Below are 17,162 nucleotides of genomic sequence, written 5' to 3' on the forward strand. Positions count from 1 at the left end.
CCCGGTTCATCGAACCGGGGCCTTCTTCGTGAGAGGGCGAAGTTCGATGGGTGAAACAACGACGACGATCGATCCGGCGGATCTCGAGATCTGCCTGAAGGTTCTCGATCAGGCGGCGGAACTCGACGATGCGGATCCCGATTCCGTCACGGTCCAGCGCGCTGTCGGTCACCTCTTCAAGAAGTTGAAGAAGCGCAGGCGGATCGCGGCCCGCGACGCCGTCTCCGAGGCCGACCGTCAGGTCGTCGCCGCGACCGCGACGGGTTCCCCCGATCGGATCGACGACGAGACCGCGGGCATCCCGCTCACGTCGAACGCCGACGGCGCGTCCGCGGGCACCCTGATCCGGCCCCGCCCGTGCTACATCTGCAAGCAGCGCTACACCCGGGTCGACGCGTTCTACCACCAGCTGTGCCCCGACTGCGCGGCAAAGAGCCGCGCCAAGCGGGACGCACGCGCCGACCTCACCGGCCGCCGGGCGCTGCTGACCGGTGGTCGCGCCAAGATCGGGATGTACATCGCCCTGCGGTTGCTCCGCGACGGAGCCCACACCACGATCACGACGCGTTTCCCCAACGACGCCATCCGCCGGTTCAAGGCCATGGAGGACAGCAGCGAGTGGATTCACCGGCTGCGCGTCGTCGGCATCGATCTGCGCGACCCGGCGCAGGTCGTCGCGCTGGCCGACTCCGTTGCCGCACAGGGCCCGCTGGACATCCTGATCAACAACGCCGCGCAGACGGTGCGACGCTCCCCCGGCGCCTACAGCGCGCTCGCGGATGCCGAGTCCGGCGCCCTTCCCTCCGGCGACCTGCCCGACGTCCTGACGTTCGGCAAGACGAGCGACGCCCACCCGGCAGCACTCGCCGGTTCGCTGTCCGACGTGTCCGCGATGGCGGGCGCCGCACTGTCCCCCGACGCGGTGAGCTCACTCGCACTGGTCGCGAAGTCGGCATCCCCCGATCGCATCGACCAGGGTCTGGCGATCGACGCCGGCGGACTCCTGCCCGACCTCGCGCACACGAACAGCTGGGTCCAGACGGTCGAGGAAGTCGACCCGATCGAGCTGCTCGAGGTGCAGTTGTGCAACTCGGTCGCCCCGTTCATCCTCGTGTCCCGGCTGCGGCCCGCGATGGCGGCGGCAGGCGCCCGCCGCAAATACGTGGTGAACGTCTCCGCGATGGAGGGCCAGTTCAGCCGCGCCTACAAGGGTCCGGGGCATCCGCACACCAACATGGCGAAGGCCGCACTGAACATGCTCACCCGCACCAGCGCCAAGGAGATGCTCGACGACGGCATCCTCATGACCGCGGTGGATACCGGGTGGATCACCGACGAGCGGCCGCATTACACCAAGATGCGCCTGGCCGACGAGGGTTTCCACGCCCCCCTCGACCTCGTCGACGGCGCCGCCCGCGTCTACGACCCCATCGTCCAGGGCGAGCAGGGCGTCGATCTGCACGGCTGCTTCCTGAAGGACTACGAGCCCTCACCCTGGTGATCGAGCACCGCTCGGATCCACCTACGAGAGCATCGACACAGCCGGAGCACTCTCCGGCGCGGGGATAATAGGGGTCGTACCGATACCTGAAAATGGAGGCGCTTCATGGCGATAGCCGTTGTCCACCGAGACAGCCCGGAAGGCCGGGCGGCCATCGTCCACGCCGCCCGCGAGGCTGTGCAACGACGGGAACAGCTGCTCGTCCTCCACGTCCTCGACGACGACCCCGGGCAGGACGCCGAGTCCGACCGCTCCGCCCTCCGCGCCGAGATCCAGGCGACGCTCGAGAGCGGCGGAGTCGGCGAGTCGTCGTGGGAACTGCGCACCAACGAACACGACGGCGATCAGGTGAGCGCGCTGCGCGCGCTGGTCGACAGCAGCGGTGCGGATCTGCTGGTCGTGGGGACCCGGCGCATGTCCCCGATCGGCAAGTTCCTCCTGGAACGATGGCTGCAGCGCCTCCTCCTCGAGGTCGACATTCCGATCCTGGTGGTCAAGGAAGACGTGCGCGGCACCGCCTGAGCCCGTTACCCGGCGGACCCGGCCGAGCGACGCTTACGATGGCGTATGGGGGAACTTCGGATGTCAGGGGTGCATCGATGGGGAGCGTCTTCTACGAGGTCGTCGCCGACGCCACCGCCGTCGCGCACTTGATCTTCATCCTCTACGTCGCCTGTGGCGGGTTCCTCGCCTGGCGCTGGCCTCGCACGATCGCACTCCACCTCGCTGCGGTGGCCTGGGGATTCACTGGCCTGCTGGTCGGCATCGACTGCCCGCTGACACACGTGGAGAGCTGGGCCCGGGTCCGCGCCGGGCAGGACCCGCTCCCCTCGTCCGGGTTCATCTCCCACTACCTCACCGGTGTCGTCTACCCGGAATCCGCCGCGGGAGCGATGCAAACTCTCGTCGCGCTCGGCATCGTCACCTCGTGGGTCGGCTACGTCGTCCTGCGGGTTCGCACCCGGGTACCCCTCGCTCCGACCCACCCCGGCGGTACCGGAGTCTGAGCTCGTCCTTCCCTACCGCCGAGTAGGGTCGTGTCATGACAGACAGCGCACGTGAATTGGATCTCGTCGTCTACGGGGCCACCGGCTTCGTCGGCAAACTTCTCGCCGACTATCTCGCACAGCACGCCCCGGACGGCGTGCGGATCGCGCTCGCGGGGCGCACAGCCGCCAAGCTCGAAGCGGTGCGGTCCGCACTCGGACCGCGGGCGGCGCAGTGGCCCCTCATCGTCGCGAACTCCGACGACGCCGCGTCGCTCGCAGCCCTCGCGGGACGCACCCGCGTGGTCGCGACGACGGTCGGCCCCTATGCCAAGTACGGACACGCCCTCGCAGCGGCCTGCGCCGAGGAGGGCACCGACTACGTCGACCTCACCGGTGAGGTGCTGTTCGCCCGCGAGAGCATCGACGCCAACCACGACCGGGCCCGCGAGACCGGCGCCCGGATCGTCCACTCCTGCGGGTTCGACTCCATTCCGTCCGACCTCGGGGTGCACGTCCTCCACGAGAAGGTCCGGGAGGACGGCGCCGGCGAACTCACCGACACCACCCTGGTGGTCACGTCCGTGCGCGGCGGCGTCAGCGGCGGCACGATCGATTCGCTGCGCACGCAGGTGGACGTGTCGAAGAAGAATCCGGCGTCGCGGCATCTCGCGGCTTCGCCGTACTCGCTGAGCCCCGACCGCTCGAAGGAACCGGACCTCGGCAAGCAGTCCGACATGAGCGTGGTCAACGGCGAGGACATCGCACCCGGTCTGAAGGGGTGGAAGGCGCCCTTCTTCATGGGGCCCTACAACACCCGGGTCGTGCGGCGCAGCAACGCGCTCCGCGACTGGGCCTACGGTCGGGAATTCAAGTACCGCGAGGTCATGAACGTCGGAAGCTCCCCGATCACACCGGTGATCGCGGGTGCGGTGGCGGCCGGCCTCGGCGGAATGATCGTCGGAATGGCCCTCCCGCCCACCCGGTACATCCTCGACCGCGTTCTGCCCTCACCAGGCGACGGCCCCAGCGAAGAGGCGCAACGCAAGGGTCATTTCACCATCGACGTGTACACGACCACCACCACGGGCGCGCGCTACACATCGCGGGTGAAGGCGAAGGGTGATCCCGGATACCGCGCCACCGCGGTGATGCTCGGCGAATCCGCGCTGAGCCTCGTCCTCGGCGGCGATGCACTGCCGGATTCGGCCGGCGTCCTCACCCCCGCGACGGCACTCGGCGACGTCCTGGTGACACGGCTGCGCGACGCGGGCTTCGAGATCTCTGCGCGAAAACTGTGAGCGGTTGGGCGCGTGTGAAGATGACACGCGCCCACCCCTCCCGCTAGTGTCGAACCTTGTGCGCGGACGGCCGCGCACGCGACGAGAGATGTGGGAGTTCGAGTGAACGGCACGAGCGCGCAGGCAGGCCCCGCGGCCTCGCTCGCCCTCATGCCCTTCTGGCCCTCCCGCCGAGGCCATGCCTTCGACCAGGGATGTTGCTGACCAGCCTGCTCGCTGGTCTTTGCTGCCCTGACGGTTCGCTCTCTCGGTCGGAGTCTCGATGTTCAAGCTCTTGATTTTCACGCTGGTCGGCGTGGGTGCCCAGTTGGTCGACGGCGCTCTCGGCATGGCCTTCGGCGTGACTGCGACCACCCTGCTCGTGTTCAGCGGCGTCGGACCGGCACACGCCAGCGCAGCAGTGCATTTCGCCGAGGTCGGTACGACGCTCGCCTCCGGTGCGTCGCATTGGCGGTTCCGCAACATCGACTGGGCCCTCGTCCTGCGCCTGGGCGTCCCCGGCGCCATCGGCGCGTTCCTCGGTGCGACGGTGCTGTCCCAGTTGTCGACGGCCGCCGCCGTCCCCGTGACGTCGACGATCCTGCTGGCGATCGGTGTCTACGTGCTGCTCCGCTTCTCGATCCGCCCTCCCGCCGTCAACGACGCCCGGACGTCGCCGCACACGGCGAAGTTCCTGTCACCGCTCGGGCTGTTCGGTGGATTCATCGACGCGAGCGGCGGCGGCGGCTGGGGGCCGATCACCACCAGCACGCTGCTCTCGCGCGGCAAGACCGCACCGCGCACCGTCATCGGTTCGGTCAGCGCGTCGGAGTTCCTGGTGTCCGCCGCGGCCAGCATCGGGTTCATCTTCGGTCTCGGCAGCGACTTCTTCGACAACATCCCCATCATCGCGGGGCTGGCTCTCGGCGGCATCATCGCCGCACCGCTCGCCGCCTGGCTCGTCAGCCGGGTGCCCGCGACCCTTCTGGGAACCGGTGTCGGCGGCATCATCATCATCACCAACGCGCAGAAGCTGTTCAAGACGTTCGACGTGACCGGTGTCGCTGCGACCCTCGGGTACCTCGCTCTCGTTGCGGTGTGGGCCGGACTGCTGGTCGTCGCCTGGCGTCGGTCGCGTCTCAGCGCTGCCGAGGCCGCTGGCGATCTGCACCGGATCGACGCCGAGAACGACACACCGATCGAGTCGGAGGCCCCGTCGCTCGAGCCGTCCACCGGAGAGAAGGCCTGACCTCACCTCCCGCCCTCACCTTGGGAGCGAGCCCTCACGACATCCGCCACACCGCATCCTTACCAGCGGGTAACATTGGGTGCGGTTCATGGCACCCGTGCGGTGCTCCGAGAGCGGAACAGTGAGGCATTTCATGACTGAGCGTGTTGAGGTCGGCGGTCTGCAGGTCGCGAAGGTGCTCTACGACTTCGTGAACGAGGAGGCGCTGCCCGGGACCGGGGTGTCGGTGGACGGGTTCTGGTCGGGTGCGGCCAAGGTGATCGGGGATCTGGCGCCGAAGAACCAGGCGCTGCTCGCCACCCGCGACGACCTGCAGGCCCGGATCGACGCCTGGCACCGGGACCGGGCCGGCACCGCGATCGACCCGGCCGAGTACACGGCGTTCCTCACCGAGATCGGGTACCTGGTGCCCGAACCGGCCCCGTTCGCGGTGTCCACGGCGAACGTGGACACCGAGATCACCGCCACCGCCGGCCCGCAGCTGGTGGTCCCGGTCCTCAACGCCCGCTTCGCGCTGAACGCCTCCAACGCCCGCTGGGGGTCGCTGTACGACGCCCTGTACGGCACCAACGCCATCCCCGACGACGGCGGCGCGGAGGCGGGCGACACCTACAACAAGGTCCGCGGCGACAGGGTCATCGCCTGGGCCCGGCAGTTCCTCGACACCGCCGCCCCCCTCACCACCGGCTCGCACGCCGACGCCGCCCGCTACACCGTCGACGGCACCACCCTGCGGGTGCAGCTCGCCGACGGCACCATCACCACCCTCGCCGAGCCGGGCAAGTTCGTCGGCTACCTCGGCACCCCCGACGCCCCGACCGGTGTGCTGCTGCGCAATCACGGATTGCACGCGGAAATCCAGATCGACCCCACCTCCCCGATCGGCCGGACGGACGCGGCCGGGGTCAAGGATGTGGTGCTCGAGTCCGCGGTCACCACCATCATGGACTTCGAGGACTCCGTCGCCGCCGTCGACGCCGACGACAAGGTGATCGGCTACCGCAACTGGCTCGGACTCAACCGCGGCGACCTGGCCGAGGAGATGACCAAGGGCGGGAAGGCGTTCACCCGCCGCCTCAACCCCGACCGGGTGTACACCGCCCCGGACGGGTCCGAACTGACCCTGCACGGGCGGTCGCTGCTGTTCGTCCGCAACGTCGGCCATCTGATGACCACCCCGGCGATCCTGCACCCGGACGGCACCGAAATCCCCGAGGGCATCCTCGACGCCCTGATCACCTCCCTGTGCGCCGTCCACGGGCTCGGCACCTCCGAGGCGACCGGCCCGCTGGTCAACTCCCGCACCGGATCGATCTACATCGTCAAACCCAAGCAGCACGGCCCCGACGAGGTCGCGTTCACCACCGAACTGTTCGGCCGCGTCGAACAGGTGTTGGGATTGCCCGCCAACACCCTCAAGGTCGGCATCATGGACGAGGAACGCCGCACCACCGTCAACCTCGCCGCCTGCATCCGGGAGGCGTCGGAGCGGGTGGTGTTCATCAACACCGGGTTCCTCGACCGCACCGGCGACGAGATCCACACCTCGATGGAGGCCGGGCCGATGATCCGCAAGGCCGAGATGAAGAAGCAGACCTGGATCACCGCCTACGAGGACTGGAACGTCGACGTCGGCCTGGCCGCCGGGTTGCAGGGGCGGGCGCAGATCGGCAAGGGCATGTGGGCGATGACCGAGCTGATGGCCGAGATGCTCGAGCAGAAGATCGGCCACCCCAAGGCCGGCGCGAACACCGCGTGGGTGCCGTCCCCGACCGGGGCCACCCTGCACGCCACCCACTACCACCAGGTCGACGTGGCCGCCGTCCAGAACCGGCTGACCGGCACCCGGCGGGCCACCCTCGACGAGATCCTCACCATCCCCCTCGCCCCGAACACCGACTGGTCCGAGGCCGAGAAGCAGGAAGAACTCGACAACAACTGCCAGTCCATCCTCGGGTACGTGGTCCGCTGGATCGACGCCGGCGTCGGCTGCTCCAAGGTCCCCGACATCCACGACGTCGCCCTGATGGAGGACCGCGCCACCCTCCGCATCTCCTCCCAGCTGCTGGCGAACTGGATCCGGCACGGCGTCGTCACCGCCGACCAGGTGGTGCAGTCGCTGCAACGGATGGCCCCCGTCGTGGACCGGCAGAACCAGAACGACCCCACCTACCGGCCGCTGGCCCCGGACTTCGACACCAACATCGCCTTCCAAGCCGCCAAGGAACTCATCCTCGACGGCACCCACCAGCCGTCCGGCTACACCGAACCGATCCTGCACCGCCGCCGCCGCGAATACAAAGCCGCCAACGCCTGACCGATAGCCCCCACGTGAGTGGCGAAGCGTGCCCCGGCACACTTCGCCACTCACGTGTCAGGCGAGGTGATCCTGCGCATCACTACACTGCGAGGGTCAACGTCAACTCGTCGGACAGGGGCTGGAAAGCACGTGGGGCAGCATCGCGGCGAATCGCGCGCCAGGGGTATCAGCAGAGGGCCTTTGATCGTGCTCGGTCTCGTCGTCGTGATCGTGCTGGGTGTGTTCGGCTGGTTCCAGTTGCGTGACCGGATCAACGATCAGGGAGTGGCAGCCGCGGGCGCCTGCGTCGAAGGCGAATCCGTGCTCGCGGTCGCGGCGGATCCCGACATCGCACCCCAGCTCCAGACCCTCGCCGACCATTTCACGGAAACGGCGCCGGTGATCCGCGATCAGTGCGTGTCGGTGACGGTCACTGCCGTCGCGTCCGACACCGTGCGCGACGCCTTGTCCGCGGGGCCGGACGGCCCTTGGGACGCAGCGGCACTCGGTCCTCGCCCCGCTCTGTGGATTCCGTCCAGTTCGCACTCCGTCAAGCAGGTTTCGGCAACCGGCGTCATCAGCGGCGAAGCCCGGCCCCTGGCGACCAGCCCCGTGGTGCTCGCCGTCCGGACGGCGTTCGCGAACGCACCGGGCACGACGGCCATCGACTGGAAGGACCTGCCGTCGCTGCAGACCGGCCGCGACTCCCTCGCGACGCTCGGCCTGCCGGGCTGGGGCAGCCTGGGCGTGCCGCTCCCCGTCGGCCCCGGCGCCGAGAGCACGGAGATGGCAGTCGAGGCGGTCGCGGCCGCGGTCACGGGAAGCAGCACGGGGCCGGTGACGGAGGAGCAGGCACGTTCCGTACCCGTCACGTCGGCGCTCACCGCTCTGGCGCTCGGCTACGAGGCGTCGTCGGGGACGAAACCCGCGACGACGCGGGAGGCACTCACCGCGCTGGCCGAGCAGGGCGATCCCGCCACCTCCGGCATCCACGCGGTCGCGGCCACCGAACAGCAGGTCTACCAGGCCCTGCGCGACGCACCCGGAGCCGACATCACCACCTCGATGCCGAAGGGTCCGACACCCGTGGCAGATCACCCGGCGGCCGTCCTGGCCGGCCCGTCCGTCGACGAGACGCAGAGCCGCGCCGCCGCGCAGTTCGCGGAGTTCGTCCGTCGGCCCGAACAGGCACAGGTCCTGGCCGACGCCGGGTTCCGAGTCGAAGGACTCACCCGGCCCGACGACACCCCGTTGGCCTTTCCCGGTTTCGAATCCACCCTGGTTCCCGCGGATGCGGCCGCTGCGGCCGAGCTGATGCAGGTGATCCGGAATCCGATCACGCCACGCACCTCCACCGTCCTGCTCGACCTGTCCAGCTCGATGGGCGAGCGTGAGGGGACGGCGACGCGCCTGGCGAACACGACGGCAGCGCTCGCGGCCCACGTGGACCGTTCTCCGGACTCGTCGAATCTCGGGCTGTGGGAGTACAGCACCGCGCTCGACGGGTCCCGGCCGTATACGACCGTGGTCGCGACCGGTCCCCTCTCGGCGGGCGGTTTCACCGAGGGCACCCGCAGGCAGGCGCTCGACGCCCGGCTCGCCAGGGCGACACCCGCCACGGGGTCCTCCACCTACACGTCCCTCGAAGCTGCCTACACGAGCGCGGTCGACGGATACACGCCCGGCCGCACCAACTCGGTGCTGCTCGTCACCGACGGCGCCAACGACGACTCCGTGGCGCGCGCTGATCTGCTGTCCGCCATCGCCGCGGCCTCGAGCACATCGAAGCCGGTGCGCATCGACGTGGTGACGATCGGCGAGAACTCCGACCTCAACACGTTGCAGGCGCTGGCCGATCGCACCGGCGGGTCGCTGGAGAAGGTCACGTCCTCGGACGGGGCGGCATTGCCGACGGCGATCAGCAAGCTGCTGTCGTGACAAGGCTCCTGGTCTTCGCGGTCTTCCTCGCACTCGTCACCTGGTGGCTCCACCGGCGACTCGTCCGGGCCACCGGACTCGGTCGCCCCTGGTCGGTGGTCGTCGACGTGACTCTCGTGGTCCTGTGGGTGCTCGCCGTCATCGGAGTCGGCAGCGGCGAAGCCTTCGACCCGGGATGGGCGCGTCCCCCCGGGTGGGTGGGCTGGGTGTGGCTCGGCGCGATGTTCTATCTGGTGCTCGGGCTTCTCCTGGTTGCGTTGATGTCGCTGCTGACGCGGCTGTTCGGCCGCCTGCGCGGCACCGCGAACGGCGAACAGGTCGACCTGTCGCGGCGGCGAAGCCTGCGCATCGCCACCACCGTCGTCGTGGTGGGTGCCGTCGCCGCCGCCGGCTACGGGGTGTCGGAGGCCGCGCGGCCGCGGATCGTGCGGGTTCGGGTGCCGCTGACACGTCTCCCCGCCGAGTTCGACGGTCTGCGGGTGGCGCTCGTGTCCGACCTCCACGTCGGCCCGGCGCGAGGAGTCGATTTCACCCGTCGCGTCGTCGACCTGGTGAACGCGGAGCAGCCGGATCTCGTCGCGATCGCGGGCGATCTGGTCGACGGGACCGTCGCGAAGGTATCGCCCGATCTGCAACCGCTCGCCGACCTCGAGGCCCCACTCGGGGTGTTCGGTGTCAGCGGCAACCACGAGTTCTACGCCGACGACGGTGGCCGGTGGCTGGACGTGTGGGACCGACTGGGCATCCGGACGCTGCGCAACGAGCGCGCGACGATCACCCGCGGTGGCGCCACCATCGACATCGCGGGCATCCACGACTATTCCTCGCCGGCCCCCTACGAACCCGATCTTCCCGCCGCGCTCGCCGGACACGATCCGTCGACGTTCGTCGTGCTGCTCGCGCACGAACCGCGTCAGGCACTGGAAGCGTCCGACCTCGGTGTCGACCTGCAACTGTCGGGGCACACGCACGGCGGTCAGATGTGGCCGCTGGGTTATCTGGTGCCGCTGCAGCAGCCGTCGGTGACGGGACTGGACCGCATCGGGAACACCGTCCTGTACACGACCCGCGGTGTGGGCACGTGGGGTCCGCCCGTGCGTGTGGGCGCCCCGCCGGAGATCACGATCCTCGAGCTGGTGCGCGAGGACTGAGCGAGCGATGCCCGCCCCGCGTGAGCGGGACGGGCATCGTCTGTGTCAGGCGCCTTCGAACGCGGAGATCGGCGGGCAGGAGCACACGAGGTTGCGGTCGCCGTGCGCACCGTCGATGCGCCGGACGGCCGGCCACACCTTCGGCCGTGCCTTGCCGCGGGGGAACACCGCCGTCTCACGGGTGTACGGGTGGTTCCATTCCGCTGCCAGGCAACCGGCCGTGTGCGGGGCACCGCGCAGCGGGTTGTCGTCCACCGGCCACTCCCCCGCGCCCACCCGGTCGATCTCGGCGCGGATCGCGATCATCGCCTCGCAGAACGCGTCGATCTCTTCGAGGTTCTCGCTCTCGGTGGGCTCCACCATCAGCGTGCCCGCCACCGGAAAGCTCATCGTCGGTGCGTGGAATCCGTAGTCGGCGAGGCGCTTTGCGACGTCGTCCACGGTCACACCGGTGTCCTTGGTGATCGGACGGAGGTCGAGGATGCACTCGTGGGCGACCATTCCACCCTCGCCGGTGTAGAGGACGGGGAAGTACTCGTCCAGGCGGCGGGCGATGTAGTTGGCCGACGCGATCGCGGTCAGGCTTGCCCGGCGCAGTCCGACGGCGCCCATCATCCGGATGTACGCCCACGTGATCGGGAGGATCGACGCGCTGCCGTAGGGGGCCGCGGAGATCGGTCCGCCGGTGCCGAGTTCCGGTGCGAGCGGATGTCCGGGCAGGAACGGCGTCAGGTGGGACCGCACACCGATCGGACCGACACCGGGGCCACCACCACCGTGCGGGATGCAGAACGTCTTGTGCAGGTTGAGGTGGCTCACGTCGCCGCCGAACCGGCCGGGACGGGCCAGGCCGACCAGGGCGTTGAGGTTGGCGCCGTCGACGTACACCTGGCCGCCGGCGTCGTGGACGGCGGCGCAGATGTCGGCGATCTCGTGCTCGTACACACCGTGCGTGGACGGGTAGGTGATCATGATCGCCGCGAGGCGCTCGGCATGGTCGGCGATCTTCGCCCGCAGGTCGTCCAGGTCCACGTCACCGTTCGGGCGGCAGGCGACGACCTCGACGCGCATCCCGGCCATCACCGCGGATGCGGCGTTGGTGCCGTGGGCGCTCGACGGGATGAGGCAGGTGTCGCGGTGGTCGTCTCCGCGGCTGAGGTGGTAGTTGCGGATCGCGAGCAGTCCCGCGTACTCGCCCTGGCTACCGGCATTCGGCTGCAGGCTGACCGCGTCGTAGCCGGTGACCGCCACGAGCCAGTTCTCGAGGTCCTTGATGATGCGGAGAATTCCCGGTGTGTCCCCGGTCGGAGCGAACGGGTGCAGCCCGGCGAACGCGGGCCAGGTGATCGCTTCCATCTCGGCGGTGGCATTGAGCTTCATCGTGCAGGAACCGAGCGGGATCATGCTGCGGTCGAGTGCGATGTCCTTGTCGGACAACGCCCGCAGGTAGCGCAGCATCGCCGTCTCGGTGCGGTACCGGGTGAAGGCCTCGTGCTGCAGGTAGTCGGATCCGCGGAGCTGCGCGTCGGGGACGGACGTGCCCGCTTCGTCGGTCACCGGGCCTTCGCCGCCGAACGCCGCCAGCACGTGCGTGACGTCGTCGGTGGTGGTGGCCTCGTCGCACGCGATGGCGACGTGATCGGCGTCGACGAGCCGCAGGTTGATGCCGGCGTCCTTCGCCTTCGCCACCACGTCCGCCGCCCGGCCGTCGACACGCACGAGAATCGTGTCGAAGAAGTGCTCGTGGACGACGACTGCCCCGGTCTTGCGGAGCGCCGCAGCCAGGGAGCGCGCCGTGTTCGCCACGCGCAGGGCGATCGCCTTCAGTCCTTCGGCACCGTGGTAGCTGGCGTACATGGCCGCCAGAATCGCCAGCAGCACCTGAGCGGTGCAGATGTTCGACGTCGCCTTCTCGCGGCGGATGTGCTGCTCGCGGGTCTGCAGCGCCAGTCGGTACGCCTTGTCACCGTCGGCGTCGACGGAGACGCCCACCAGACGGCCGGGGAGTTGGCGTGCGTGCTTGGTGTGCACGGCGAGGTAGCCGGCGTGCGGGCCACCGAAGCCCATCGGGACACCGAACCGCTGCGTGGTGCCGAAGCAGGCGTCGGCCCCGATCTCGCCGGGCGGGGTGAGGAGGGTGAGCGCCAGCAGATCCGCCCCGACCGCGACCAGTGCGCCGCGCTCGTGGGCGGCGGCGATCACGTCGGTGTAGTCGACGATGCGACCGGACCCGCCGGGCATCTGCGCGAGGACACCGAAGAAGTCACCGTCCGGGAGGCCGGCGGACAGGTCGGCCACCACGATCTCGATGCCGAGCGGCTCGGCCCGGGTCTCGACGACGGCCAGCGTCTGCGGGAACAGGTCGGCGTCGACGACGAACCGCGGGGACTTGCTCTTGCTCGCCCGGCGCAGCAGCGTCATCGCCTCGGCGGCGGCGGTGGCCTCGTCGAGCATCGACGAGTTGGCGACCTCCATGCCGGTCAGGTCGGCGACCATCGTCTGGAAGTTGAGGAGGGCTTCGAGGCGGCCCTGGCTGATCTCGGGCTGGTACGGCGTGTAGGCCGTGTACCAGGCCGGGTTCTCGATGATGTTCCGGATCAGGACCGGCGGAGTGAGGGTGTCGTAGTAGCCGAGACCGATCATGGACGTCGCCACGGTGTTCTGCGCGGCGAGTGCGGACAGTTCGGCGAGCGCCTCGTGCTCGGATACCGGTGCGGGCAGTGCGTCGAGGCCGTCGGCGATGCCGCCCGTGACCCCGTCCAGGATGACGGCGGGGACGGCCTTCGACGCGAGGTCGTCGAGCGAATCGGCTCCGACCAGTTCGAGAATGTGCGCGAGTTCCGCAGCGTTCGGGCCGACATGACGATCGGCGAATGTACGGCTTCCAGCGTCGATCACGACAACTCCCAAGCAGTTCGGAGGATCAGGACACGCCCCGCGTAGCGGAACGTCCCTCCCCCTCTGTCGCCTGCTCGAGTCGAGCGCCTGAGAGATTCGGTACCGTCGTTCGCGTGTGAAGACGGCCCTTTCCCCGTGGGCGGGTGGGTGCTCCCACCGCTTTCCAGAGACGTCGGAGCCCGCACGGTCCTGTCTGCCTGAGAGATTGACGGGGAGGTGTTGCTCCTTCGGCGCCCGAACTCCCGCACACACGATGTTTCTGTGCTTGCAGTGCCCGGAACTCTCCCGCACGGCGTCGACGCACCGCCCAGTCTATGTCACGGCTGCGGATGGCGGCGCAGGCAGCGCCGCCGCCGACGGATACGGGCTAGCCTGTCTTGCGGCTCGCGCGGTTCTTGCGCCGCGACGCCAGTTCGTCCTCGGGGCTCTGCTCGCTCTCGCCGCCGTCGGCGCGCTCTGCCGGGAAATCGGCGATGGTGCCGGTCAGTTCGCGCATCGCACCGCTCACCGCGATACCGAAGACACCCTGCCCGCCCTGGAGCAGATCGACGACCTCTTCCGGGGACGTGCACTCGTAGACCGTGGTCCCGTCCGAGAAAAGTGTGATCTTGGCCAAGTCCCGCACTCCGCGCTTACGGAGGTGGTCGACGGCCACTCGGATGTTCTGCAGGGATATTCCGGTGTCGAGCAGACGCTTGACGATTTTGAGGACGAGGATGTCTTTGAACGAGTACAGCCGTTGGCTGCCCGAGCCTGCTGCGCCACGAATGGACGGCACGACGAGGGATGTGCGAGCCCAGTAATCGAGCTGGCGGTAGGTGATTCCCGCGATCTGGCAGGCGATGGGGACGCGGTATCCGACGAGGTCGTCGGGCACGGAATCGTCCGGGAAGAGGCCCGGTTGGATCTCCTCGGAGCTGAATTCGGACTCGGCAACGTTGTCGCCGGGCGCAAGATTCAGCGCATTCTCCTGCGGCCGATCTCCCACTGACTACTCCCTCTCGCATGTTGCACTGAACCCGACGATCAGTGCGCCTGTGACGCGCGTCGCCAGTGTCCGCGGCACAGCCGCAGCACATCGGGCGGCGCAAGCGCCACCAGTGACATCGAGCTAGTCCGTACCCTGAACCTACTCAGCGTACGCCCGATACAATCTGCAGGGCAGAAAATCACTGCACCGAACGCTATGACTCCGAAGAGACCGGGTCAACGCAACGCGCCGGGAGAACGTCAACCGTTACCGCGCCCGAGGCTTTTCTGCAGGTCCACATCAGCCGTCAGTGGCCTTGAAATCGTCCGGCGACACGGACTCGAGGAATTCCTTGAACTTCTCGACCTCGTCCTCGCGCTCGTCGGGCATGACCAGACCGGCCTCCGTGAGCACCGCTTCCTCGGCGAAGATCGGCACCCCGATCCGGAGTGCGATGGCGATCGAGTCGGACGGGCGAGCCGAGACGCGGGTGTTCTGGTCGAATACGAGGTCGGCGTAGAACGTGCCCTCGCGGAGGTCGACGATGCGGACTTCCTTCAGGGTGCGGCCGAAGGCTTCGATCAGGTTCTTGATCAGGTCGTGGGTCAGTGGACGCGCCGGCTCGACGCCCTGCTGTTCGAGTGCGATAGCGGTCGCCTCAGTCTGGCCGATCCAGATGGGCAGGTACCGCTCGCCGTCGGTTTCCCGCAGCAGCAGAACAGGTTGATTTTGGGGCTGCTCGACACGAACTCCGATCACGTGCATTTCGCTCATCGCGTCTGCCTCCACCCTGCAATGGTCCGTCCGCGGCACACAATGCCGTACCAGGATTCTATTCGATTCGTGTCTGCTCTTCGACCGTACAGCCGTTCGAGCGCAGCGTCGTTGGGAACTTCCGAGGTGGGACGGTCGGCGAACGCACCTCACCGATCGAGCGCACCCCGGACTGCCGACTTCACCAGGCAGGTGTGCAACGTGAGAGACAACGCGGCCAGTTCGCGCACCATCTCCTCGGCGCGATCACGTGCGCCGGCGTCACGGCCCTTGGCGACGGGCCCGGCGATCTGCGCGACCAACCCTGCCTCGCGGTCGGCCGCCAGCTTGAACGCCCTCAGGTGCCGCACTTCGAGTCCGAACTCGGACATCGCCCTCGCTGTGCGCGCCAGTGTCACCGCGTCCTCGTCGAAGAACCCCGCCGGTCCGGGAACGACCAGGCCCCCGCGGGTCAGTTCGCCGAGGAACTTCTCGTCGATTCCCGCCCGGGAGATCAGGTCGTCGCGGCTGATCCGCACCTCACGGTCGGTGAGGAACTCCTCGGGAGACACCTCACCCGGGGCCACGGTGAGCGCGCGCGGCCGGCGCGGCGAAGAATCGCCTGCGCCGACCGTGGCCACACCTCTGTCGATGGCCTCGAGCTGCTCCTTGATGACCTTCAGCGGCAGATACTGATCGCGCTGCGCAGTGAGGACATAGCGCAGTCGTTCACAGTCGGCGATCGAGAATCGCCGATACCCCGAGGGAGTGCGCTGGGGGCTGATGAGACCCTCGGCTTCGAGGAATCGGATCTTCGAGATCGTCACATCAGGAAAATCGGGGCGGAGTCGATCCAGCACGGAGCCGATCGACATCCCCGATTGCGCCTGCTGCTGCCGCACCGCGGTCATTGGCTACCCGCACCAGCTGACGTCTCACCGATCTGCGAGCCACCGGCCGTGGTCCGGGGTCCGGTCAGGAAGACCAGCCGGAACTTGCCGATCTGGACCTCGTCACCGTTGGCCAGGACAGCCGAGTCGACCGGCTCGCGGTTGACGTAGGTGCCGTTGAGGCTGCCGACGTCGACCACCTGGAACTCGTCGTCCTCCTGGCGGAACTCCGCATGACGACGGCTGACGGTCACGTCGTCCAGGAAGATGTCGCTGTCGGGATGCCGTCCCGCGGACGTCGTCGGCTGGTCGAGCAGGAAGCGCGACCCTGCGTTCGGTCCACGCTTGACGACGAGCAGAGCAGAGCCCGCGGGCAGTCCCTCCACACCCGACACCGGAGCTTCCGGGGCCTGGGTTGCCGAGGAGTTGTCGAGCTCATTGAGAAAGTCCGCGCGGAAGACCGACGTGGTTTCCGCCGGCGTCTCCCCATAGACCGCGTCGTTGCCGTTCTCGCTCACCGTTTCTCCTCCTAGTTCGATCATCCAGCAAGATTCGCTGGACTACGCAATGCCACTCGGTACTACATAATTCGGTTCCCGTGCACATTAACTTCTGTGCAAACTCCCACGATCACATTCAAACTACGGACCTGCGCCCCGACACGGCACATGCGTTCAACATCGACCGTACCCTGCGCACGCCGGTGCGTGTAGTGAGACAGGCCGCCAGCACATTACGAACCGGTATTCCGACAGCGGATTTTTCCGGCAACCCGGTTTTCCGGGCTGTCGGCACCTTCCGAAACTATCCGATTACCGCTTCGCGTGTTCTCGGGAAATTATCCTGCCGTGATGTCTGCATAGCCGGCGGCGTCCAGCATTTCGGCCAGTGCCGCGTCGAGGGTCGCCTCGTCGTCGACACCGAGGTCCACCAGCCACCCCTGCCCGTACGGCGCGGAGTTCACGAGTTCCGGGTTGCCGTCCAGATCGGCATTGGCGGCAACGACTTTCGCCGTCAGCGGCGCGAAGATGTCGGAGACGCTCTTGGTGGATTCCACCTCGCCGAACGATTCGCCCGCCGTCACGTCCTCGTCGACCGCCGGAAGCTGGACGAACACGACGTCGCCGAGCTGGGACTGCGCGAAATCGGTGATGCCGACGCGTACCGTCGTGGGCCCCGTCCGCTCGACCCACTCGTGTTCGGCGGTGTACCGACGATCGGCGGGGATTTCGAGCTCACTCACAGTG

Annotated in this window: 14 protein-coding genes and 1 riboswitch; of the genes, 8 read left to right on the forward strand and 6 right to left on the reverse strand. The window is 68.4% G+C overall.

Annotated elements, in window-relative coordinates:
• Nucleotides 1–46: 46 nt before the first annotated feature.
• From DTA22_RS04720 to DTA22_RS04755, 8 genes are all read left to right on the forward strand, one after another.
• Nucleotides 47–1,501, forward strand: a complete 1,455-nt coding sequence (locus DTA22_RS04720) for an SDR family oxidoreductase (protein ID WP_112298623.1) — start codon at nt 47–49, stop codon at nt 1,499–1,501.
• A 105-nt stretch (nt 1,502–1,606) separates the two neighbouring features.
• Complete coding sequence (locus DTA22_RS04725) at nt 1,607–2,023, forward strand: universal stress protein (protein WP_005243098.1); 417 nt, start codon at nt 1,607–1,609, stop codon at nt 2,021–2,023.
• 77 nt (nt 2,024–2,100) lie between these two features.
• The gene (locus DTA22_RS04730; RefSeq protein WP_112298624.1) at nt 2,101–2,508 is read left to right on the forward strand and encodes a DUF2784 domain-containing protein; all 408 of its coding nucleotides are present in this window, start codon (nt 2,101–2,103) and stop codon (nt 2,506–2,508) included.
• A 35-nt stretch (nt 2,509–2,543) separates the two neighbouring features.
• Nucleotides 2,544–3,788, forward strand: coding sequence for a saccharopine dehydrogenase family protein (locus DTA22_RS04735; protein WP_112298625.1), 1,245 nt, complete (start codon nt 2,544–2,546; stop codon nt 3,786–3,788).
• A gap of 262 nt (nt 3,789–4,050) precedes the next feature.
• Nucleotides 4,051–5,016: a sulfite exporter TauE/SafE family protein gene (locus tag DTA22_RS04740; RefSeq protein ID WP_037229417.1), complete on the forward strand. Its 966-nt coding sequence runs from the start codon at nt 4,051–4,053 to the stop codon at nt 5,014–5,016.
• Nucleotides 5,017–5,149: 133 nt separating this feature from the next.
• On the forward strand, nt 5,150–7,333 hold the full coding sequence (locus DTA22_RS04745; protein ID WP_112298626.1) for a malate synthase G: 2,184 nt from the start codon (nt 5,150–5,152) through the stop codon (nt 7,331–7,333).
• A gap of 132 nt (nt 7,334–7,465) precedes the next feature.
• The gene (locus tag DTA22_RS04750) at nt 7,466–9,253 is read left to right on the forward strand and encodes a substrate-binding domain-containing protein (RefSeq protein WP_112298627.1); all 1,788 of its coding nucleotides are present in this window, start codon (nt 7,466–7,468) and stop codon (nt 9,251–9,253) included.
• Complete coding sequence (locus DTA22_RS04755; protein ID WP_112298628.1) at nt 9,250–10,404, forward strand: metallophosphoesterase; 1,155 nt, start codon at nt 9,250–9,252, stop codon at nt 10,402–10,404. Before DTA22_RS04750 ends, DTA22_RS04755 begins: the two co-directional genes overlap by 4 nt.
• A 45-nt stretch (nt 10,405–10,449) precedes the next feature.
• Here DTA22_RS04755 and gcvP read toward each other — a convergent pair whose 3' ends face one another.
• From gcvP to gcvH, 6 genes are all read right to left on the reverse strand, one after another.
• Nucleotides 10,450–13,302 (reverse strand): aminomethyl-transferring glycine dehydrogenase, encoded by a 2,853-nt coding sequence (gcvP, locus tag DTA22_RS04760; RefSeq protein ID WP_112298629.1) that lies wholly within the window; start codon nt 13,300–13,302, stop codon nt 10,450–10,452.
• Nucleotides 13,303–13,476: 174 nt separating this feature from the next.
• A riboswitch (glycine riboswitch) is annotated at nt 13,477–13,600 on the reverse strand.
• Nucleotides 13,601–13,669: 69 nt separating this feature from the next.
• Entirely contained in the window at nt 13,670–14,290 is a 621-nt protein-coding gene (locus DTA22_RS04765) for a MerR family transcriptional regulator (RefSeq protein WP_037229402.1), read from the reverse strand.
• Nucleotides 14,291–14,572: 282 nt separating this feature from the next.
• Complete coding sequence (locus DTA22_RS04770) at nt 14,573–15,046, reverse strand: bifunctional nuclease family protein (protein ID WP_005264201.1); 474 nt, start codon at nt 15,044–15,046, stop codon at nt 14,573–14,575.
• A 149-nt stretch (nt 15,047–15,195) separates the two neighbouring features.
• Nucleotides 15,196–15,936, reverse strand: a complete 741-nt coding sequence (gene ftsR / locus DTA22_RS04775) for a transcriptional regulator FtsR (protein WP_005243120.1) — start codon at nt 15,934–15,936, stop codon at nt 15,196–15,198.
• Complete coding sequence (gene garA, locus DTA22_RS04780; RefSeq protein ID WP_009473579.1) at nt 15,933–16,433, reverse strand: glycogen accumulation regulator GarA; 501 nt, start codon at nt 16,431–16,433, stop codon at nt 15,933–15,935. The genes ftsR and garA overlap by 4 nt, the downstream gene beginning before the upstream one ends.
• Nucleotides 16,434–16,753: 320 nt before the next feature.
• Entirely contained in the window at nt 16,754–17,158 is a 405-nt protein-coding gene (gene gcvH, locus DTA22_RS04785; protein ID WP_112298630.1) for a glycine cleavage system protein GcvH, read from the reverse strand.
• Between the last annotated feature and the right edge of the window lie 4 nt (nt 17,159–17,162).

Source organism: Rhodococcus wratislaviensis, assembly GCF_900455735.1.
Taxonomy (GTDB): Bacteria; Actinomycetota; Actinomycetes; order Mycobacteriales; family Mycobacteriaceae; genus Rhodococcus_F; species Rhodococcus_F wratislaviensis.

Coding starts and splice junctions, on each gene's coding strand:
- DTA22_RS04720 (WP_112298623.1), top strand. CDS start 47: ATGGGTGAAACAACGACGACGATCGATCCGGCGGATCTCGAGATCTGC.
- DTA22_RS04725 (WP_005243098.1), top strand. CDS start 1,607: ATGGCGATAGCCGTTGTCCACCGAGACAGCCCGGAAGGCCGGGCGGCC.
- DTA22_RS04730 (WP_112298624.1), top strand. CDS start 2,101: ATGGGGAGCGTCTTCTACGAGGTCGTCGCCGACGCCACCGCCGTCGCG.
- DTA22_RS04735 (WP_112298625.1), top strand. CDS start 2,544: ATGACAGACAGCGCACGTGAATTGGATCTCGTCGTCTACGGGGCCACC.
- DTA22_RS04740 (WP_037229417.1), top strand. CDS start 4,051: ATGTTCAAGCTCTTGATTTTCACGCTGGTCGGCGTGGGTGCCCAGTTG.
- DTA22_RS04745 (WP_112298626.1), top strand. CDS start 5,150: ATGACTGAGCGTGTTGAGGTCGGCGGTCTGCAGGTCGCGAAGGTGCTC.
- DTA22_RS04770 (WP_005264201.1), bottom strand. CDS start 15,046: ATGAGCGAAATGCACGTGATCGGAGTTCGTGTCGAGCAGCCCCAAAAT.
- ftsR (WP_005243120.1), bottom strand. CDS start 15,936: ATGACCGCGGTGCGGCAGCAGCAGGCGCAATCGGGGATGTCGATCGGC.